At 72.5% G+C, this 19,342-nt stretch carries 15 protein-coding genes and 3 pseudogenes; 12 read left to right on the top strand and 6 right to left on the bottom strand.

What is annotated here, in order from left to right; genetic code table 11:
* The first annotated feature begins 93 nt into the window (after positions 1–93).
* A complete protein-coding gene (gene tsaB, locus QFW77_RS04300) occupies positions 94–807 on the top strand; it encodes a tRNA (adenosine(37)-N6)-threonylcarbamoyltransferase complex dimerization subunit type 1 TsaB (RefSeq protein ID WP_280573065.1) in 714 nt (237 codons plus the stop codon).
* A 183-nt stretch (positions 808–990) separates the two neighbouring features.
* On the top strand, positions 991–1,626 hold the full coding sequence (gene lepB / locus QFW77_RS04295; protein WP_280573064.1) for a signal peptidase I: 636 nt from the start codon (positions 991–993) through the stop codon (positions 1,624–1,626).
* Positions 1,627–1,716: 90 nt separating this feature from the next.
* Here the strand turns inward: lepB and QFW77_RS04290 are convergent, their stop codons facing one another.
* Together QFW77_RS04290 and gshB are read right to left on the bottom strand one after the other, a co-directional pair.
* The gene (locus tag QFW77_RS04290; RefSeq protein ID WP_280573063.1) at positions 1,717–2,595 is read right to left on the bottom strand and encodes an energy transducer TonB; all 879 of its coding nucleotides are present in this window, start codon (positions 2,593–2,595) and stop codon (positions 1,717–1,719) included.
* Positions 2,596–2,599: 4 nt separating this feature from the next.
* A complete protein-coding gene (gshB, locus tag QFW77_RS04285; protein WP_280573062.1) occupies positions 2,600–3,544 on the bottom strand; it encodes a glutathione synthase in 945 nt (314 codons plus the stop codon).
* Positions 3,545–3,725: 181 nt separating this feature from the next.
* Here gshB and pilG point away from each other — a divergent pair, with 181 nt between their 5' ends.
* The 5 genes and pseudogenes from pilG to QFW77_RS19110 all read left to right on the top strand — a co-directional run.
* Positions 3,726–4,127, top strand: coding sequence for a twitching motility response regulator PilG (pilG, locus tag QFW77_RS04280; protein WP_280573061.1), 402 nt, complete (start codon positions 3,726–3,728; stop codon positions 4,125–4,127).
* Positions 4,128–4,147: 20 nt separating this feature from the next.
* A complete protein-coding gene (locus tag QFW77_RS04275; RefSeq protein WP_280573060.1) occupies positions 4,148–4,519 on the top strand; it encodes a response regulator in 372 nt (123 codons plus the stop codon).
* Positions 4,516–5,073, top strand: coding sequence for a chemotaxis protein CheW (locus QFW77_RS04270; RefSeq protein WP_280573059.1), 558 nt, complete (start codon positions 4,516–4,518; stop codon positions 5,071–5,073). The genes QFW77_RS04275 and QFW77_RS04270 overlap by 4 nt, the downstream gene beginning before the upstream one ends.
* Before the next feature lie 30 nt (positions 5,074–5,103).
* Complete coding sequence (locus tag QFW77_RS04265; protein ID WP_280573058.1) at positions 5,104–7,125, top strand: methyl-accepting chemotaxis protein; 2,022 nt, start codon at positions 5,104–5,106, stop codon at positions 7,123–7,125.
* Between the two features lie 94 nt (positions 7,126–7,219).
* Positions 7,220–9,514: pseudogene (locus QFW77_RS19110) on the top strand (FimL-related protein); the annotation flags it as partial.
* A 607-nt stretch (positions 9,515–10,121) separates the two neighbouring features.
* Here the strand turns inward: QFW77_RS19110 and QFW77_RS19205 are convergent.
* Together QFW77_RS19205 and QFW77_RS19200 are read right to left on the bottom strand one after the other, a co-directional pair.
* Positions 10,122–10,607, bottom strand: a pseudogene (locus tag QFW77_RS19205) (pentapeptide repeat-containing protein); the annotation flags it as partial.
* Between the two features lie 108 nt (positions 10,608–10,715).
* Positions 10,716–10,919 (bottom strand): annotated as a pseudogene (locus QFW77_RS19200) (pentapeptide repeat-containing protein); the annotation flags it as partial.
* Positions 10,920–11,104: 185 nt separating this feature from the next.
* Here QFW77_RS19200 and QFW77_RS19100 point away from each other — a divergent pair.
* The 3 genes from QFW77_RS19100 to QFW77_RS04245 are packed head-to-tail and all read left to right on the top strand — an operon-like array spanning position 11,105 to position 15,640.
* Positions 11,105–13,480, top strand: a complete 2,376-nt coding sequence (locus QFW77_RS19100; protein ID WP_425603271.1) for a response regulator — start codon at positions 11,105–11,107, stop codon at positions 13,478–13,480.
* The gene (locus QFW77_RS04250; RefSeq protein WP_425603264.1) at positions 13,473–15,170 is read left to right on the top strand and encodes a chemotaxis protein CheB; all 1,698 of its coding nucleotides are present in this window, start codon (positions 13,473–13,475) and stop codon (positions 15,168–15,170) included. The genes QFW77_RS19100 and QFW77_RS04250 overlap by 8 nt, the downstream gene beginning before the upstream one ends.
* The gene (locus tag QFW77_RS04245; protein WP_280573056.1) at positions 15,167–15,640 is read left to right on the top strand and encodes a chemotaxis protein CheW; all 474 of its coding nucleotides are present in this window, start codon (positions 15,167–15,169) and stop codon (positions 15,638–15,640) included. The genes QFW77_RS04250 and QFW77_RS04245 overlap by 4 nt, the downstream gene beginning before the upstream one ends.
* A 26-nt stretch (positions 15,641–15,666) precedes the next feature.
* Here the strand turns inward: QFW77_RS04245 and QFW77_RS04240 are convergent, their stop codons facing one another.
* Positions 15,667–16,401, bottom strand: coding sequence for a 16S rRNA (uracil(1498)-N(3))-methyltransferase (locus QFW77_RS04240; protein ID WP_280573055.1), 735 nt, complete (start codon positions 16,399–16,401; stop codon positions 15,667–15,669).
* A 49-nt stretch (positions 16,402–16,450) separates the two neighbouring features.
* On the bottom strand, positions 16,451–17,878 hold the full coding sequence (gene bioA / locus QFW77_RS04235) for an adenosylmethionine--8-amino-7-oxononanoate transaminase (protein WP_280573054.1): 1,428 nt from the start codon (positions 17,876–17,878) through the stop codon (positions 16,451–16,453).
* 38 nt (positions 17,879–17,916) lie between these two features.
* Here bioA and nudE point away from each other — a divergent pair, with 38 nt between their 5' ends.
* Positions 17,917–18,471, top strand: coding sequence for an ADP compounds hydrolase NudE (gene nudE / locus QFW77_RS04230; protein ID WP_280573052.1), 555 nt, complete (start codon positions 17,917–17,919; stop codon positions 18,469–18,471).
* Positions 18,458–19,264 carry a 3'(2'),5'-bisphosphate nucleotidase CysQ gene (gene cysQ, locus QFW77_RS04225; RefSeq protein WP_280573051.1) on the top strand — a complete coding sequence of 269 codons (807 nt, stop codon included), beginning with the start codon at positions 18,458–18,460 and terminating at the stop codon, positions 19,262–19,264. The genes nudE and cysQ overlap by 14 nt, the downstream gene beginning before the upstream one ends.
* Positions 19,265–19,342: the final 78 nt, after the last annotated feature.

The following is a 19,342-nucleotide window of genomic DNA, read 5'->3' as shown; positions in this document are numbered from 1 at the left end:
CCGGATCCTCTGGCCGGCGACGAAAGCCGTTAGGCTTTTCCCGATTCCCGATTCCCGATTCCCGATTCCCGATTCCCGATTCCCGATTCCCGAATGAACCTGCTCGCCTTCGAAACCGCCACCGAGGCCTGTTCCGTCGCGCTGTGGACCGACGCCGGGCTGATCGAGCGCCACGAACTCGCCCCGCGCCGCCACGCCGAGCTGGCGCTGCCCTGGGCGGAGGCGCTGCTGGCCGAGGCGGGGCTCGCGCGCGCGCAGCTCGACGCGGTCGCGGTTGGGCGCGGGCCGGGGGCCTTCACCGGCGTGCGCCTGGGGATCGGGCTGGCGCAGGGCATCGCCCTGGCGCTCGACCTGCCGGTCCTGCCGGTGTCGACCTTGGCTGCGCTGGCGATGCGGGCGCCCACCGGCGCAGGGCATGCGCGGGTCGTGGCCGCGATCGACGCCCGCATGGGCGAGGTCTACGTCGGTGCCTTCCGTCGCCAGGGCGACGCGCTGGCGCCGCTCGCCGCGGAGCGGGTCGCACCGCCGGTGGCGGTGGAGTTGCCGGACGATGCCCCGGGCTGGTTCGGCGTGGGGACCGGCTTCGCGGCCGCCGAGGGCGTGCTCGCCACGCGGCTGGCGGCTGCGTTGCGCAGCGTCGATGCGACTGCGCTACCGCACGCGGGCGACGTGGCGCGGCTGGCGGCCGCGGAATTCGCGGCCGGCGGCGGCATCGCACCGGACCGGCTCGAACCGGCGTACCTGCGCGACCAGGTCGCGCTGACGCTGGCGGAGCAGCAGCAGGCGCGACGCACGCAGGGGCGGTAGCTCCGCCAGCCCGCACGCGGCGCCCGGCGGCGATCGCGCCGGCTGGCCGCCGCGCCGGCGTTCGCGTGCCTGGCCCGCCCTGCGGGCAACCGGCCCAGGCGACGGAATGAACTTTCGCTGCGCCCACCGGTCCCAACGCTGCGGCCGGTGCCGCGCTTCCGCCACCGCAGACGAGGAATCGCCATGCAGCGCTCCCCAGCCGCAGCCGGGTCCGCCGCCGCCAGGGCCCGCGCCTGGGTTCGCGCCGAAGCGCTGCCGCTAGTGGCGCTGGTGCTGCTGATGCTGGTGGCGCGCTCCTCGTTCGCCAACCACTACCACGTGCCCAGCGGCTCGATGCAGCCGACCCTGCAGCCCGGCGACCGCATCGCCGTCGACATGACCGCCTACGGCCTGCGCCTGCCCTTCACCCTGGTCGACCTGGTCCCCCGCGACGACCCGCGTCCCGGCGATGTGGTGGTGTTCGACTCCCCGGTCGACGGTACCCGGCTGGTGAAGCGGGTCGTGGCGGTGGCCGGCGATACCGTCGAGCTGGTCGACGGGCGCCTGCGCGTCGATGGCACCTGGCTGCGGCCGCCGGGCGCCGTCGCGGAGGTGGAGCGCTTCGGGGCGCGGCTGGCGGAACTGGACCTGCGCGACGGCGGCGGCCCCGACCTCGGGCCGATCGAGGTTCCGCCAGGCATGGCCCTGGTGCTCGGCGATCACCGCGGGCGCAGTGCCGACGGGCGCGCGTTCGGGCTGGTGCCGATGCGGGCGTTCTACGGCCGCGCGCTGGCGGTCTATCACCGCCGCGGCGATGGCTTCGTCTGGAAACGGCTGTGAGCGACGGAAACGCCCGGAGCGCCCCGGGGTCCTGGTCCCGGCCTGCGTTGGGATGGCGGACAGTCAAGCCATTCCCGATTCCCGAGCCCCTCAGCCGTCGACCAGTTCGCCCGCCGGCAGGAACTGCCAGGTGCGGGTGACGTGGAGCACGTCGACTTCCTCTTCGGTGCGCGGCAGCGGCGGGTAGGGCTCGGCCAGGCGGGCGATGCGCAGGGCCGCGTCGTCGAGCAGGCGGATGCCGCTGGAGCGGATCACCTGGGCGTTCTCCACCGAGCCGTCGCGGCGGATCGCCACGCTGATGACCAGTTCCCCGGCCAGCCGGCGGCGGCGCGCCTCGTCGGGATAGTTGAGGTTGCCGACCCGTTCCACCCGGTCCACCCACGCCCGCAGGTAGGCGGCGTAGGCGTATTCCTGGGTGCTGGCCGAGACGAACTTGCGCTTCGGTCGCCGGGCGTAGCGTTCCGAGCGCAGGTGGATCTCGGCGGCCAGGCGCGCCATCTCCATGTCCCGTTCGATGCGGTCGCGGCCTTCCGGCAGCAGCGAGGGGTCGGCCTGCGGAGTCGGATCCGGCACGGCCGCCTGCTGCTCGCCCCTGCGGCTGCTGATCACCCGTGCCTGCGGCGGCGGCCGGGCGTCCGGGGACTGCGCGCGCAGCGGCTCGGGGGCGATGCCCGGCTCGTCCTGCGGCGCATGGCCGAGCTGTGATTCGCGCGGGCGCCGGCTCCGCTCGTGCTCGCCGCCGCCCTGGTTGCTGGCCTGGGCCAGGAAATCGGCCTGCTGCTGGGTCAGCGGGCTGGTGGTCTCGGTCAGGATCAAGTCCAGGGTCGGCACCACCGGCGCGGCATCGTCCAGGGTGAAGCCCAGCCCCAGCACCAGCATGCCGTGCAGCAGCAGCGACAGCACCAGCGTGGCGCTCAGGCGCTCGCGGTCGCCGATCGGCGTGGAAGACGGGTGCGCGACGGCGCTCATCGGCTCAGGCGCGGGCCTCGATCGCCGCGAACAGGTCGCCGGCGATGTCCAGGCCGAACTGGGCGTCGAGCTCGCGGATGCAGGTCGGGCTGGTGACGTTGACCTCGGTCAGCCAGTCGCCGATCACGTCCAGGCCGACGAAGACCATCCCGCGGCGCCGCATCTCCGGGCCGACCCGGGCCGCGATCCAGCGGTCGCGCTCGCTGAGCGGGCGGCCCTCGCCGCGGCCGCCGACGGCGAGGTTGCCGCGGAAGTCGTCGCCCTGGGGAATCCGGGCCAGGCAGTAGGGTACCGGCTCCCCGTCGATCAGCAGGATGCGCTTGTCGCCGCCGGCGATCTCCGGCAGGTAGCGTTGCGCCATGGCGAGCGTGCGGCCCCCGGAGGTCAGGGTTTCCAGGATCACGTTCAGATTGGGGTCGCCGGCGCGGACCCGGAAGATCGAGCGCCCGCCCATGCCGTCCAGCGGCTTGAGCACCGCCTCGCCGTGTTCGGCGACGAAGGCCTTGAGCGCCTGCGCCTGGCGCCCGACCAGGGTCGGCGGGCAGCAGTCGGGGAATTCCAGCGCCGCCAGTTTCTCGTTCAGGTCGCGCAGGCCCTGCGGATCGTTGATCACCAGCGCGCCGGCGCGTTGCGCCAGGCCGAGGATCTGGGTGTCGTAGATGTATTCGGCATCGACCGGCGGGTCGCGCCGCATCAGCACCACGTCGCCGGACCCCAGGGTACGTTGTGATGCATCTCCCAGTTCGAACCATTCCGCGGGATCGTCGCGCACCGTCAGTGCCGCCACGCGCGCATTCGCGACGCCCGCGGTCACCGACAGCCCGCCCGGCAGCACGTAGTGCAGGCGGTGGCCGCGCCGCTGCGCCGCCAGCAGCATCGCGAAGGTCGAGTCCTTGGCGACCTTGATCGAGCCGATCGGGTCCATCACGACGACCACATCGAGGGGCATGGCGGCGGGCGGCAGCGGGGGAGCGGCGATGTTAGCAGGCGCGATTCGCGCCGCGGCGCCATCCACCCGGGTCGCGGCGAAGCGCCTGGCGTGCGAAGCTTGACAGTGCGCCGGCCGGCTGGGATATAAGACGGATTGCAGCGGTGTCGGCCGTCGGGAACATCGCGCCAGGGGATCATTGATGACGCAAGACCAGAAACGCGCCGGGAGCCTCGATGGCTTGCGGGTGATGGTGATCGACGACTCGAAAACCATCCGCCGGACCGCCGAGACGCTGCTCAGGCGCGAGGGTGCCGAGGTGACCACGGCGGTGGACGGCTTCGAGGCCCTGGCCAAGATCGCCGACCAGCACCCGCAGATCATCTTCGTCGATATCATGATGCCGCGGCTGGATGGCTACCAGACCTGTGCGCTGATCAAGAACAACCAGATGTTCCGCCAGACACCTGTCATCATGCTGTCCTCCAAGGACGGCCTGTTCGACAAGGCCCGCGGCCGGATCGTCGGTTCCGAGCAGTACGTCACCAAGCCGTTCACGCGCGAGGAGCTCCTCGACGCGATCCGCAAGCACGTCAGCGCCTGACCGGGGGGTAAGGCAACACCATGGCACGTATCCTGTTGATCGAAGACTCGCCGACCGATACCGCGGTCCTCACCCAGCTGCTCGAACGCAACGGCCACCAGGTGCTGACCTCGACCAGCGCCGAGGACGGCATCGAGGCATGCCGCCGCGAGCGCCCGGACCTGGTGCTGATGGACGTGGTGCTGCCCGGCATGAACGGTTTCCAGGCCACCCGCGCGCTGTCGCGCGACGCCGGCACCAGCCACATCCCGGTGATCATCGTCAGCACCAAGGGCATGGAGACCGACCGCGCCTGGGGCATGCGCCAGGGCGCCAAGGGTTACCTGGTCAAGCCGCCGAACGAGGACACCCTGATCGGCAGCATCAACGAGTTGCTCGGCGCCGCGACATGATCCGCGCGCGCGACCCGCAGCTCCCAGGCGATCCGTTCTCGATCCTGCTCGACTACGAGGCGCGCAGCCTGGCGCATGTGGCCGGCCTGCCCGAGGAGCTGGACGCGCCTGGGCTCTGGCGCGGAGTCGGTTACCGGATCGGCGCGCGGCGCCTCGCGTCCGGCTTCGACGAGGTGCTGGAGATCCTGCCGATGCCGCAGATCACCCCGGTGCCCGGGGCGCAGTCGTGGATGCTCGGCGTCGCCAACATCCGCGGCAACCTGCTGCCGATCGTCGATCTCAAGCAATTTCTCGAGGGCGAGCGCACGGTGCTGCACGAAAGCCAGCGCGTGCTGATCGTGCGCCAGCCGGGCGGCGACGTGGCGGTGACCATCGACGAACTGTTCGGCCAGCGCAGCTTCCTCGAGGAGCAGCAGATGCCGGCCGAGCCGCTGGCCACGGGGCGCTACGCGCATTTCGTCGACCGCGCCTACCGGCTGGGCGACATCGAGTGGGGAATCTTCAGCCTCGACCGGCTGGCGCGCACACCGGAATTCAGACAAGCCGCGGCCTGAACGCCGCATCGAAAGAACAGGGGTAAGGCCATGAGCACCGTAATGGACACCGTCGCCGGCAAGGGCCGCAATCTGGGCACCAACTTCTGGCTGACCGTGCTGGCGATCGCGCTGCTGATCTTCGGCGCCAACACCGGCTACGCGATCTGGAAGGCCTCGCGCCTGGGCGGCGCCAGCACCGCGGCCTCGAGCCTGCAGGTGAACTCGCAGCGGCTCGCCATCCAGGGCCGCGAGGCGGTGGCCGGCGACGCCGAGGCCTACGCGGCGTTCAAGTCCACCAAGGCCGAGATCGACCAGGACATCGCCGGGCTCGTCGGCAACTTCGGCGAGACCGCCGGGGTGGCCGGGCCGATCCGCTCGGTCAGCGAGACCTGGGCGCCGCTGGAGAAGAACGCGGAGCAGGTGATCGCCAGCGAGCAGGCGGTGCTGGCCCTGGCCGGCAACGCCGAGCGCTTCACCCAGCGGGTTCCGCAGTTGCAGGCGCAGCTGGACGAACTGGTCCGGGCGATGTCGAACAGCGGCTCGCCGGCCTCGCAGGTCTACATCGCCCTGCGCGAGGTGGTGCTGGCATCGACCATGGCGCGGCGCGTCACCGAGATCCAGGCCGGCGGCCCCGCCGCGGCGATCGCCGGCGAGGCGCTGGCGCGCGACGTGGGCGTGTTCGAGCAGGTGCTCGACGGCCTGCGCGAGGGCGACGAGGGCATGAACGTGCAGGCGCTGAGCAACAGCGGCGCACTGGCGGCGCTGGAGAACGCCACCGCGCTGTGGACCGAGATGAAGGAGGACCTGGACGCCATCCTCGGCAGCGCCCCGAACCTGTTCGGCGCGCAGAACGCGGCCGCGGCGATCACCGCAGGCTCCGACCAGCTGCTGTCCGACAGCGAGAACCTGTTCCAGGCATTCACCGCGTTCGGCTCGCTCGCCGACACCAGCGTCCTCGGCAACATCTGGATCAGCATCATCGCCGGCGCGATCGCGCTGGCCGCCATCGTCCTGCTGGTGCTCAGTCTGAACCGCGCCCAGAAGGAGCGCTACGAGACCACGATGGAGCTCAACAACCGCAACCAGGAGGCGATCATGCGCCTGCTGGACGAGATGGGCTCGCTCGCCGAAGGCGACCTCACGGTCAAGGCCACCGTCACCGAGGACATGACCGGTGCGATCGCCGACTCGATCAATTTCGCGGTCGAGCAGCTGCGCAACCTGGTGCAGACCATCAACGACACCTCGGTGCAGGTCTCCTCGAGCGCCCAGGAGACGCAGGCCACCGCCATGCACCTGGCCGAGGCCGCAGAACACCAGGCGCGCGAGATCACCTCGGCGTCGAACCGGATCAGCGAGATCGCGGCCAGCATCGACCAGGTCTCGAAGAATTCGGCCGAATCGGCCGACGTGGCGCAGCGCTCGGTGCAGATCGCCACCAAGGGCGCCGGGGTTGTGCGGCAGACGATCCAGGGCATGGACTCGATCCGCGACCAGATCCAGGAGACATCCAAGCGGATCAAGCGCCTGGGCGAATCGTCCCAGGAGATCGGCTCGATCGTGGAACTGATCAACGACATCTCGGAGCAGACCAACATCCTGGCGCTGAACGCGGCGATCCAGGCGGCTTCGGCCGGCGAAGCGGGCCGCGGGTTCGCGGTGGTGGCCGACGAGGTGCAGCGCCTCGCCGAACGCGCCTCCAACGCGACCAAGCGCATCGAAACGCTGGTGCAGACCATCCAGAGCGATACCAACGAAGCGGTCAGTTCGATGGAGCAGACGACCTCGGAAGTGGTCGCCGGTGCGCGCCTGGCCGAGGACGCCGGCACCGCGCTGGGCGAGATCGAAAGCGTCTCGACCAGCCTGGCCGACCTGATTCAGGGCATCTCCAGCGCCGCGCAGCAGCAGTCGGCCGCGGCCTCCAACATCACCCAGGCGATGGACACGATCCAGTCGATCACCGCGCAGACCTCGCAGGGCGCCAGCCAGACCGCCGAATCGATCGGCAACCTGGCCCAGCTCGCCGCCGACCTGCGCCGCTCGGTCGCCGACTTCAAGCTGCCGGCCTGACCGCCGCCGCCAGCCAGGACGAGACCAACACCAGCATGAAGCGCACCGGTACAGCCTGCAGCCGCGTTTGCGCGCACACCCCCGGGGGTGCGCGATGACGGCGCTGCGCGACGCGATCGACTACACCTCGCTCGGCTGGATCAAGCCGGAACTCGACGAGACCCTGCGCCAGGCGCGGCTCGAGATCGAGGCGTTCGTCGAGGACCCCACCGACACCAGCCGGATGCGCTTCTGCGCCGGCTACCTGCACCAGGTGCAGGGCACGCTGCGCATGGTCGAGCTGTACGCGCCGGCGATGGTCGCCGAGGAGATGGAGCGGCTGGCGCAGGCGCTGCAGAACGGCGAGACCGCCGACCGCGACGGCGCCTGCGCCTCGCTGATGCGTGGGGTGGTGCTGTTGCCCGATTACCTGGAGCGGCTGCAGGGCGGGCACAAGGACATCCCGATCGTGCTGCTGCCGTTGCTCAACGAGCTGCGCGCCGCGCGCGGCGCCACCGGGCTGAGTGAGAGCGTGCTGTTCGTTCCCGACCTGCACCGTCCGCTTCCGGCCGACCTGCCCGAGGCCGCGCCCGAGCCGCAACCCTCGCGCGGCAGGACGGCGGCGCAGTTGGCCGAGCTCAACGCGGCGATGGCGGCGTGGCCGGAGCACGGCGCGCCTGCCGACGCCGGCGCCCTGGCCGGGGCGCTGGAAGCGCTGCTTCCGCTGACCCGGGTCGAACCGGTCCGGCGGATGCTCTGGGTCGCCGCGCGGGTGATGCACGCGCTGCGCGACGGCGCGCTGGAGCCGGGCGACGAGCTGCGCCGGGGCTTCGCCGGGGTGGTGCGGGAGGCCAGGCAGCAGTTGCAGGAGGACGGCTTCGGCGTCCCCTCGCCGGAGACCGCGCTCGAGCCTACCCGGCAGTTGCTGTACCACGTCGCCAATACCCCGGGCGAGCATGCCGCGCTGCGCGAGCTGCGCGAGACCTTCGAGCTCGATGCCGACGCGCCCAGCCAGGCCGAACTCGACCACGCCCGCGGCAGCCTGCGCGGCCGCAACCGCGCCCTGCTCGACACCGTGGCCGGCGCCGTCAAGGAGGACCTGCTGCGGGTCAAGGACGTACTCGATCTGCACCTGCGCACCGGCGAGCGCAATGCCGCGTTGCTGCAGCCGCAGGTCGAAGCGCTCGCCCGGGTGGCCGACACCCTGGGCATGCTCGGCCTGGGCGTGGCCCGCACCGTGGTGCAGCAGCAGCGCGAGGCGATGGAGGCGATCGTCCGCGGCGACCGCCAGGCCGATGAGAGCACCCTGCTCGACATCGCCGGCTCGCTGCTGTACGTCGACGCCTCGCTCGACGACCAGGTCGCGCGCCTGGGCGAGGGCGACGCCGGCAGCGAGGAGGATCCGCTGGTCGGCGAGTCGCGCAAGGCCCAGGAGGTCATCGCCCGCGAGGCGATCGCCAACTTCGCCGACGCGCGCCAGGCTTTCGTCGCCTTCGTCGAAACCAGCTGGGAGCATGGCGAACTGGCCGAGGTGCCGCGCCTGCTGCAGGAGGTCGCCGGCGTGCTGCACATGCTGGAGCTGCCGCTTCCGGCCGGCTATGTGACTGGCGTGCGCCGCTACACCGAGACCGAACTGCTGGCGCGCAGGCGCGTGCCCAATGGCCGCCAGCTCGATACCCTGGCCGACGCGCTGGCCAGCCTGGAGTACTACCTAGAGGCGCTGCGTGAGCAGCGCGGCAATCGCGACGAGATCCTCGACATCGCCCGCAACAGCCTCGAGGCGCTCGGTTACTGGCCGCTGCCGACCGAGACCCCGGCAGCGGCTGGAGCGCCGGAGCGCGCGGCAACGGACGCGGTGGACGCCGCCACCGGCGCCGAGGACATCGCCGCCGGCGTGGCCGCGTTCATGGATCGCGAGCCCGGCCAGCCATCCTATGCGCGCGAAGCCGCGCACGGGGAGGTCGCGGAGACGTTGGCCGCGCCCGGGGAAGCGCCGCCTTCCGCCGCGGACGCTGCCACCGAGGCCGCGCCGGCACCGGCGCCCCAGGCCGCTCCGTCCCCGGCCCCGGCGCCAACGCCGGCTATGCCAACCCCGGCGCCCGTCGGAGTCAGCGGCGGTTTCGAGGCCACCGACGACGACATCGACGACGAGATCCGCGAGGTGTTCCTCGAGGAGTTCGCCGAGGAGATCGACAACCTCGACCGCCTGCTGCCTCCGTGGCGGGAGCGGCCCGACGACCTGGAGCGGTTGCGTCCGATCCGGCGCGTGTTCCACACCCTGAAGGGCAGCGGGCGTCTGGTCGGCGCGCGCACCCTGGGCGAGTTCAGCTGGAAGATCGAGAGCCTGCTCAACCGCGTGCTGGAAGGCACCCGCGCCGCGAGCCCCGCGGTGGTGGCGATGGTCGACCAGGCGTTCTACACGCTCCCGCAACTGCAGGCTGCGCTGCGTGGTGAAGCCGCGCTGCAGGTCGACCTGCAGCGGATGGAAGACGACGCGGAGCGCATCGCCGCCGGCGACGAGGCGCCGCCGCGCGATGCCGCATCGCGCGGCGCCGCGCTGCCGCCGCCTGCCGAACCGGCGGCGGAGGCGGAGCCCGCTTCCGGGCAGGTGCAGGAAGCGCCGAAGGAGATCGAAGCCGCCGAGCCCGCTCCCGTCGCCGAGGCGGGGGCGCCTGCGCCCGCCGCGGAGGAAATGGACGGCAACATGGTGCCCGCCGCGGTGGACGCATTGCTGCTGGAGATCCTCGACGCCGAGGTCGCGGGCCACCTGGCCACGGTGGATGCGTGGGTGCAGCGGGCGTCGGCGGAGCCGACCAGCGCCGACGACGCACTGCTGCGCGCAGTGCACACGATGAACGGTGCCTTCGCCATGGCCGAGGTGCCGGTGATCACCGAGGCGCTGACCCCTGCCGAATCCTACATCCGGCGCCTTGCGGCGGCGGGGGAGGCGGCCGAGCCCGCCGCCGTTGCGGCGGTGGCGGAACTGTCGAAGGTGGTGGCGGCGACGGTCTCCGGGCTCAAGGCCGAGCGCCCGCAGGTCCCGACCTGCGCCGGGCTGGCCGCGCGCCTCGCTGCGCTGCGCGACACCCTGCCCGAGGTGCGGGCGGTGCTGCCGCCGGAAGAACCGGAGCTGGCGGAACCGCTGCCCGGCGTGGACGGCGAGCTGTCGGCGTTCGACCTGAGCGCCTACGGCGACCTGGCCGACAGCGCGGTTCCCAGGTTCGGCGCGCCGGCCGCGGACGATGCGTCCGGTACCGGAACGCCGGAAGACCAGCGTCGCGACGGCGAGTCTGACGAGGCCGAACGCCTCGAGGCCGAACGTCTCGAAGCCGAACGCCTCGAAGCCGAACGTCTCGAAGCCGAACGCCTCGAAGCCGAACGTCTCGAAGCCGAACGCCTCGAAGCCGAACGCCTCGAGGCCGAACTTCTCGAAGCCGAACGTCTCGAAGCCGAACGTCTCGAAGCCGAACGTCTCGAAGCCGAACGTCTCGAAGCCGAACGTCTCGAAATCGAACGCCTCGAAGCCGAGCGTCTCGAAGCCGAGCGTCTCGAAGCCGAGCGTCTCGAAGCCGAGCGTCTCGAAGCCGAGCGTCTCGAAGCCGAACGCCTCGAAGCCGAACGTCTCGAAACCGAACGCCTCGAAGCCGAACGCCTCGAAGCCGAGCGCGCCGAGGCCGAACGCGCCGAAGCCGAACGCACCGAAGCGGAACGCGCGGAAGCGGAACGCGCCGAAGCCGAACGCGCCGAAGCCGAACGCGCCGAAGCCGAACGTCGCGAGGCCGAATCTGTCGAGACCGAGCGCCTGGAGACGGCACAGCCCAGGGTCGCAGCGGACGACGCGGAGGCGAAAGAGGCCGAGCGCGCCGCGACAGAGCGCGCCGAGATCGAGCGCCTGCGAGCCGAGGAAGAAGCCGAGTACGCCCGCCTCGAGGCGGAGTACGCCGAACAGGATCGGGTCGCGCGTGCGGTCGCGACGGCCGCCGCGACCGATGGCGACGTCGTGGCGGTCCCGGCGGCGGCCGAGGATCCCGACGAGCCGCTGGACCTGACCGGCCTGGATGCCGAGCTGGTGGACATTTTCGTCGAGGAGAGCGGCGACCTGCTCGACCACTCCGACGGGCTGCTCGCGCAGTTGCGCGAGGCGCCCGGCGAGCGCGAGCCGCTGATCGGCCTGCAGCGCGATCTGCATACCATCAAGGGCGGCGCCCGCATGGCCGGCATCATGGCCATCGGCGAGCTCGGCCACGCCATGGAGTCGCTGCTGGAAGCCGTGGTGGAACAGCGCTGCGAACTGGGCAGCGACGGCATCCCGCTGCTCGAGCGCGGCTTCGACCGGCTGCACGTGATGGTCACGCGGGTCGGCGCGCGCCGCGCGGTGGGCGCCTCGGAGCGGCTCAGCGTCGAGTTCGACGCCCGCGCCCGCGGGGAAACGCTGGTACCGGAAGCGCCGGAGACCTCCGCGTCGGCCCCGGCTCTGCCCGATGCGGCGCCGATCGAGCCGCTGACGCCGCTGTCGGCGCCGATCGGCGAGGACGTCGCGGGCGAGGGCGAGGACATCTCGGTGCGCGCGCCGCAGGAGCAGGTGCGCATCCGCGCCGATCTGCTCGACCGCCTGGTCAACTACGCCGGCGAGGTAGCGATCTACCGTGCGCGCCTGGAGCAGCAGCTGGGCGCGTTCCGCAGCGCCATGGCGGAAATGGAGCAGACCAACACCCGCCTGCGCGACCAGCTGCGCCGCCTCGACATCGAAACCGAGGCACAGATCATCGCGCGCTTCCAGCGCGAGGGCGACAGCGGCGATGCCGCCTTCGACCCGCTGGAACTCGACCGGTTCTCCACCCTGCAGCAGCTGTCGCGCGCGCTGGCCGAGTCGGCCACCGACATGACCAGCCTGCAGGGGACCCTCGACGACCTGACCCGGCAGTACGAGACCCTGCTGCTGCAGCAGTCACGGGTGAGTTCGGACCTCCAGGAAGGGCTGATGCGCACGCGCATGGTGCCTTTCGACGCGCTGCTGCCGCGGCTGCGGCGGGTGGTGCGCCAGGCCGCCTCGGAGACCGGCAAGCAGGTCCAGCTGAGGCTGGACGGCGCGCAGGGCGAACTCGACCGCAACGTGCTCGAGCGCATGACCGCGCCGCTGGAGCACATGCTGCGCAACGCCGTGGTGCACGGCCTGGAAGCGCCCGAGCGGCGCCGCGAGGCAGGCAAGCCGGAACAGGGCACGGTACGCATCGCGGTGCGCCGCGAAGGTTCCGAGGTGGTGCTGGAAGTCGGCGACGACGGCCGAGGCCTGGACCGAGAGGCGATCCGCCGCCGCGCCGAGGAGCGCGGCCTGGTGCGCACCGGCGCGGCGCTGGGCGACGGCGATCTCGACATGATGATCTTCCAGCCCGGCTTCTCCACCGCCGACGAGGTCAGCCGCCTGGCCGGTCGTGGCGTCGGCATGGACGTGGTGGCCAGCGAGGTGCGGCAGCTCGGCGGCACGCTCGACATCCACTCGCGGCGCGACCAGGGCACCACCTTCACCCTGCGCCTGCCGCAGACCCTGGCGGTCACCCAGGCCGTGTTCGTGCGCATCGGCGAGACCAGCTTCGCGGTGCCGATCGCCTCGGTGCGCGGTGTCGGCCGGATCACCCGCGAGCAGATGGCCGAGGCCGGCGCGGTCTATTCGTACGGCGGCGAGGAATACGCCCTGCACGACCTCGGCAAGCTGGTCGGCCACGCGCCGGCGCGCGCCGAGGGCCATCTGCAGATGCCGCTGCTGCTGATCGGCGCCGGCGAGCTGCGCGCGGCGGTCGCGGTGGATCAGATCATCGGCAACCGCGAGATCGTGGTGAAGCCGGTCGGCCCGCAGGTGGCCTCGGTGCCGGGGATCTTCGGCGCCACCATCATGGGCGACGGCAGCGTGCGGGTGATCCTCGACGTCGCGCCGCTGGTGCGCCGCCAGACGGTGCAGCCGCGCGACGAGGCGCCTGCGGAGGCCACAGAACGGCGCCAGGTGCCGCTGGTGATGGTGGTCGACGACTCGGTCACGATGCGCAAGGTCACCGGGCGCGTGCTCGAACGCCACAACCTCGAGGTGGTGACCGCACGCGACGGCGTGGACGCGCTCGAGCGCATGGACGAGCGCGTGCCGGACCTGATGCTGCTGGACATCGAGATGCCGCGCATGGACGGCTACGAGCTCGCCACGCAGATGAAGGCCGATGCGCGCCTGCGCGGCGTTCCGATCGTGATGATCACCTCGCGCACCGGCGAGAAACACCGCCAGCGCGCGTTCGAGATCGGGGTGGAGCGCTATCTCGGCAAGCCGTACCAGGAGAACGAACTGATGCGCAACGTGCTCGATCTGCTGGGCGGGCGCGACGATGGTTGATGGCGCCACCCGCGTCGCGCTGCTGGCCCGGGCAGGCGATGCGCGCGAGCGCCTGGAGCGGGCGCTGCGCGAAGCCGGTGCGGAGCTGGTGGCGGTGGCCGACCCCACGGACACCGACGTCGCAGAGGTGGCCGCCGCCGCGCCGCAGGCGATCCTGGTGGCGCTGGAGCCGGCCATCGAGGAGGCGCTGGAGGCCTACGAGCCGCTGCTCGCCGACCCGGGGATCGCGGTGATCTTCGACGAGGCCGAGCTGGCGGCGCAGCGCGCCGGCTGGGACGCCGCCCGCTGGGTCCGCCACCTGGCGGCCAAGCTCCACCGGCACGACGACGTGCTTCCACCGGGGCGCGAACACGACCCCGGCGACTGGCAGCCGTCCCCCGGGCCGTTGCCGCAGGGAATGGGCGAAGTCTCCGAGCACGACCTGGCATCGATCGCCAGCGAGGCCCGCCACGTCGCCGACCTGGTGCCGCGCGACGATGGCCTGGATGCCGGAGCCCCGCCCCTCGCGCCTTCGGCCGAGCAGGGGGGCGGCAGCGAGCACCAGGCCATCGGCGGCGCTGCCGGGTATGACGGTGGCCGGACCGATGCCGCGGACGACACGGCCGTCGCGGCCCTGGAGAGCGACTTCGACTTCGATTTCACCGGCGGGGCGAATACCGACGAGGGTGCGGAGCCGGCGCCCGCCGCGCCGTCCGGACTGGAGACTGAAGAACTCGACGCCTCCGCGCTGGAGGCGATCGCGCTCGGCGGCGACACGCTGCAGGACGTGAAGCTGGAAGGCTTCGACTTCACCGGGCTGGCCCTCGAGGACATCAGCTACGAGCCCGTTGTCGAAGACGATACGGACGCGGATCCGAGCACGGAACAGGACTCGCTGCCGGAGCCCGGCCCGGCCAGCGATGGTCCCGCACCGGCCGCCGAACGCCACGGCGGCGAAGCGGAGCAGTCCGCGGACCGGGCCCTCTCCTTCGATGGCTTCGACTTCGACGGTGGCGATGCGTCGGCGGCCGTCGCGGCCGAAGCCCCCGAGCAGGAGCGCTCCGGTCCGGATCTGGCGGCGCTCGAGCAGCGCATCGCCGGCCTCTCGCTGGCCGATACCGACAGCTACGGCAACGGCCCCGAGCGCGGCGCCGTGGTGATCGAGGGCGGGCTGGGCGGGCCGGATGCGGTGCGCCAGCTGCTGGCGGCGATCCCGCCGGGCTTCCCGCGGCCGCTGCTGGTGCGCCTGCGCCTGGACGGCGGCCGCTACGACCGGCTGGTCCGGCAGATGGAGCGCGCCGCGCAATTGCCGGTGACGCTGGCCGAGGACGGCGCGGCGGTCGAGCCGGGCCATGTCTATTTCCTGCCGCCCGACATCGGCGTGGCCCGCGAGCGCGCGCAGCTGCGTTTCGTCTCGGCCGAGGGCGCCAGCGCGGCCCTGCCCGCGTCGCTGCCGTCGGACGACAGCGCGGTGTTGTTTCTCAGCGGCAGCGACCCCGCGCTGGTCGATGCCGCCATGGGCCAGGCCTGGGGTGGGGCGCTGGTGGCCGGGCAGTCGCCGGAAGGCTGCTACGACGGCGCCGCGGCCGATATCGTCATCGCCCGAGGCGGTCGCTCGGGCACGCCCAGGCAGCTTGCCGACGAACTGGCCGAACGCTGGCCGCCGCCGGACCGCCCGGCGGGCGCGCATCTCGAGGAGCCGACCCCATGAACGAGCAACGCCAGGACATTCGCGGCGTGCTGATCCAGGTCCGCGAAGCGCGCCTGCTGCTGCCCAACGCGACCATTTCCGAGGTGTTGTCCTACGCCGACCCGGACCCGGTCGAGGGCGCGCCGGACTGGCTGCTGGGGCGGATCCGCTGGCAGGGCTGGCAACTGCCGCTGGTGGCGTTCTCGCGCCTGGCCGGTATCGCCCCGGAGCAGGGTGGGCTGGGCAGCAAGGTGGCGGTGCTGAAGGCGCTCGACGGCAATCCGCGGCTGCCGTACTTCGCGCTGCTGACGCAGGGCTTCCCGCGCCTGGTCACGGTGCCGCGCGACGCGCTGGAAACCGACGAGCCGGGCGATGCGGGGCTGCCGGCGGACGTGCTGGTCCGGGTGCTGCTCAACGGCGACCCGGCGCTGATTCCCGACCTCGACGCCGTGGCGGCCTCGATCGACCAGGCGCTGCAGCAGGCGGCGTGAGCGCCGCGGCCGCGGCGGGTGGTGCGCTAGCGCAGGTCGCCGAAGCGCGCCTGCAGCGCGGCGATCGCGGCGATGCCGGCGGTTTCGGTGCGCAGCACCCGCGGTCCCAGGCGGATGCCCCGAAACCCGGCCTCCACCAGCTGGGCGCGGTCGCGCGGCGACCAGCCGCCCTCCGGCCCGACCGCGATGGTGAGCGCCGCCGGCGCCGGCGCATCCAGGCCGTCCACCCCCGACGCCGCCGCGGGGTCGAGCAGCAGCCGCGGCCCGTCGGCGGCTTCCCCGGCCGCCGCGGCCAGCGGCTGCACCGGCGCCACCACCGGGATGCGGGCGCGCCCGCTCTGCTCGCAGGCCGCGACCACCACGCTGGTCCAGTGGGCGAGGCGCTTCTCGGCCCGCGCCGCGTCCAGCTTCACCTCGCTGCGTTCGCTGCTCACCGGCACGAACGCGGCGACCCCGAGCTCGGTCGCCTTCTGCAGGATCAGGTCCATCTTTTCCCCGCGGGCGATGCCCTGCAGCAGCACCACCCGCAGCGGCGACTCGTTGGCCACCTCGCGCGCGTGCAGGATCTCGACCTCGCCACCGCGCCGGTCGGCGGCCACGATGCGGGCCTCGTAATCGCGGCCGTCGCCATTGAACAGCACGCAGGCCTCGCCCACCCGCAGGCGCAACACCCGCAGCAGATGCGCGGCAGCGGTTTCGGAAAGCCTGACGCGGCGCCCGGGCGCCAGTTCGGCGTCGACGTGGGCGCGGCTCAGGCGCACGGCCGTTCCGCCGGAGCGGGCCGCAACCGTTCGGGGCAGCTCGGCCGGCTCATGCCGTCGCCGCCTCGATCGCGCTGCCGGTGACGTCGGCGAGCAGCGCCAGTTCGTCCTCGCGCACGCAGTACGGCGGCATCCAGTAGAGCACGTCGCCCAGCGGCCGCAGCAGCACCCCGCGCTCGAGCGCATGCAGGTAGGCGCGCAGGCCGGCGCGGCGCTCCGCCGCGAACGGCGCGCGGCGTTCGCCGCCAGGGGCCATCTCGATGGCCACGATCATCCCGGTCTGGCGGACGTCGGCGACGTGCGGATGCGCGGCCAGCGGCGCGGCCAGCTCCGCCATCCGCGCGGCGGTGGCGCGGTTGCGCGCCAGCACGTCGTCGCTGTCGAAGACGTCGAGCGTGGCCAGTGCCGCGGCGCAGGCCAGCGGGTTGCCGGTGTAGCTGTGCGAATGCAGGAAGGCGCGCTCGCGCGAGTCGTCGAGGAAGCCGTCGTAGATCGCCTGCGTGGCCAGGACCGCGGCCAGCGGCAGGAACCCGCCGGTCAGGCCCTTGGACAGGCACAGCAGGTCCGGCTGGATCCCGCCCCCGGCGCCGGCGCGGGCACCGGCGGGCGCCTGCTCGCAGGCGAACATGGTGCCGGTGCGGCCGAAGCCGACCGCGATCTCGTCGGCGATCAGGAACGCGCCATGCACGTCGCAGATCTCGCGCGCGCGCCGGAGGTAGACCGGATCGTACATGCGCATGCCGCCCGCGCACTGCACCAGGGGTTCGAGCACCAGCGCGCAGATCTCGCCGGGGTGCTCGTCGAACAGGCGCGCCAGCGCGTCGGCGGCCTCCTCGGCGTGGCCGGCGGCGCTCTGGCCTTCGCGCGCCAGGTAGGCATCCGGCGAAGGCGCGAACAGCGCTTCCATCAGCAGCGGCGCATAGACGCGCCGGTACAGCGGGATGTCGCCGACCGAGAGCGCGCCGACGGTCTCGCCGTGGTAGCCGTTCTCCAGTGCCACGAATCTCGTCCGCCGCGGCTCGTCGCCACGGTTGCGGAACCACTGGAACGCCATCTTCAGCGCCACTTCGACGCCCGCCGAGCCGTTGTCGGCATAGAACACCTTCGCCAGCGGATCGCGGCCGGGCTGGCGCGGCGCCAGCGCCAGCAGGCGCTCGGCCAGCTCCACCGCGGGCAGGTGCGAGCAGCCGGCGAGGATCACCTGCTCCAGCGTGTGCGCCTGCCGGCCGATGGCGCCGGCGATGCGCGGCTCGGCGTGGCCGAACAGGTTGGTCCACCAGCTCGACACCGCGTCCAGGGTGCGGCGGCCGTCCGGGCCGACCAGCCAGGCGCCTTCGCCGCGCGCGACCGGCAGCAGCGGCAAGCCGCCGTGGTGTTCGCGCATCTGCGTGCACGGGTGCCAGAGCACCGCCAGGTCGCGCGCCCGCCATGCGGCGGCGTCGGCTAGAATGGTCGAATCGTGAAGTTTCCCAGTCATCCCGGTATTATCGCCCGGCCGGCAGCCGGACGACGAGCATGAGCCGCCGCCTGCCGACCATCCACTCGATCACCGAGCACGAGGCCGGGCCCTACCGGATGGAGCGGCTCGACCTCGAGTTCGGCAACGGCGAGCGGCGCCTGTACGAACGCCTGCACGGGCGCGGCCACGGCGCCGTGGCCGTGGTGCCGCTGATCGACGACCAGACCGTGCTGCTGGTGCGCGAATACGCCGCCGGCGTGCACCGCTACGAACTCGGCCTGGTGAAGGGCCGCATCGATGCCGGCGAAACCCCGCTCGAGGCCGCCGGCCGCGAGCTCAAGGAGGAGGCCGGCTACGGCGCGCGCGACCTGCAGGTCATCCGCACCCTGACCCTGGCCCCCACCTACATGAGTCATCTCACCTGGCTGGTGCTGGCGCGCGATCTGTACCCCGAGCGCCTGCCCGGCGACGAACCCGAGGAGCTCGAAGTGGTGCCGTGGCGGCTGGATGCACTGCACGAGCTGGTCCTGCGCGAGGAGTTCTCGGAAGGCCGCTCGCTGGCCGCGCTGTTCGTCGTGCGCGAGTACCTGCAGCACCATGCCGGTCGCTGAGGCGGTCCGCGAGGGCGTGATCGCGCTCGCCGGCGAGGCGGCGGACGCGATCCTGCAGGTGTACGCCGGCGAGTTCGCGGTCGAGCGCAAGGACGATGCCTCGCCGGTGACCGCGGCGGACATGGCCGCGCACCACCGGATCCTCGCCGGCCTGGCGGACCTGACCCCGGACATCCCGGTGCTGTCCGAGGAGTCGGCGCATGCCGTGCCGCTGGCGCTGCGCCGGCGGTGGCCGCGCCTGTGGGTGGTCGATCCGCTCGACGGCACCCGCGAATTCGTCAAGCGCAACGGTGAATTCACCGTCAACATCGCCCTGGTCGAGGACGGCGTGGCGGTGTTCGGAGTGATCCAGCAGCCGGTCACCGGCGCGGTGTGGTACGGCGGCGCCGGCTGCGGCGCGCAGCGGCGCGAGGGCCGCACCGACCGCACCCTGCGCGTGCACCGCCCGGCGGGCGCGCCGCTGCGCGTGGCGGCCAGCCGTTCGCACCGCGACGCCCGCACCGAAGCGCTGATGGCCCGCATCGGCCAGACCGAACCGGTGGCGTTGGGTTCCTCGCTGAAGTTCTGCTGGCTGGCCGAGGGCCGCATGGACGTGTACCCGCGCTTCGGCCCGACCAGCGAATGGGACACGGCCGCCGGCCAGGCGATCCTGGAGGGCGCGGGCGGGGCGGTGCTGGACCCGCGCGACCGCCCGTTTCGCTACAACCAGCGCGACACTCTGCTCAACGGCGACTTCATCGCCTTGGGCGATCCGGCGCTGCCGTGGCGGGAGTGGCTGCCGTCCGGGTCCTAGCCCGTGGCCGGCAGCCGCCGCCGCGCACGCCGTTCCTGCGGCCGGAGAGGCGGCCGCACCAGCCGACCACGGGACAAC

Origin of the sequence: Luteimonas endophytica, assembly GCF_029887875.1 — a bacterium.
In the GTDB taxonomy this organism is placed as follows: domain Bacteria; phylum Pseudomonadota; class Gammaproteobacteria; order Xanthomonadales; family Xanthomonadaceae; genus Luteimonas; species Luteimonas endophytica.
The sequence above is the reverse complement of the archived record's forward strand: the minus strand, read 5'-3'. Positions and strand labels throughout refer to the sequence as shown.

What these genes read in the sequence shown, in the direction of transcription:
- bioA (WP_280573054.1), bottom strand. Translation starts at nt 17,878, where the DNA reads ATGACTGGGAAACTTCACGATTCGACCATTCTAGCCGACGCCGCCGCA.
- lepB (WP_280573064.1), top strand. Translation starts at nt 991, where the DNA reads ATGCAGCGCTCCCCAGCCGCAGCCGGGTCCGCCGCCGCCAGGGCCCGC.
- QFW77_RS04265 (WP_280573058.1), top strand. Translation starts at nt 5,104, where the DNA reads ATGAGCACCGTAATGGACACCGTCGCCGGCAAGGGCCGCAATCTGGGC.
- nudE (WP_280573052.1), top strand. Translation starts at nt 17,917, where the DNA reads ATGAGCCGCCGCCTGCCGACCATCCACTCGATCACCGAGCACGAGGCC.
- QFW77_RS04275 (WP_280573060.1), top strand. Translation starts at nt 4,148, where the DNA reads ATGGCACGTATCCTGTTGATCGAAGACTCGCCGACCGATACCGCGGTC.
- tsaB (WP_280573065.1), top strand. Translation starts at nt 94, where the DNA reads ATGAACCTGCTCGCCTTCGAAACCGCCACCGAGGCCTGTTCCGTCGCG.
- QFW77_RS04250 (WP_425603264.1), top strand. Translation starts at nt 13,473, where the DNA reads ATGGTTGATGGCGCCACCCGCGTCGCGCTGCTGGCCCGGGCAGGCGAT.
- QFW77_RS04270 (WP_280573059.1), top strand. Translation starts at nt 4,516, where the DNA reads ATGATCCGCGCGCGCGACCCGCAGCTCCCAGGCGATCCGTTCTCGATC.
- gshB (WP_280573062.1), bottom strand. Translation starts at nt 3,544, where the DNA reads ATGCCCCTCGATGTGGTCGTCGTGATGGACCCGATCGGCTCGATCAAG.
- QFW77_RS04245 (WP_280573056.1), top strand. Translation starts at nt 15,167, where the DNA reads ATGAACGAGCAACGCCAGGACATTCGCGGCGTGCTGATCCAGGTCCGC.
- cysQ (WP_280573051.1), top strand. Translation starts at nt 18,458, where the DNA reads ATGCCGGTCGCTGAGGCGGTCCGCGAGGGCGTGATCGCGCTCGCCGGC.
- QFW77_RS04290 (WP_280573063.1), bottom strand. Translation starts at nt 2,595, where the DNA reads ATGAGCGCCGTCGCGCACCCGTCTTCCACGCCGATCGGCGACCGCGAG.
- pilG (WP_280573061.1), top strand. Translation starts at nt 3,726, where the DNA reads ATGACGCAAGACCAGAAACGCGCCGGGAGCCTCGATGGCTTGCGGGTG.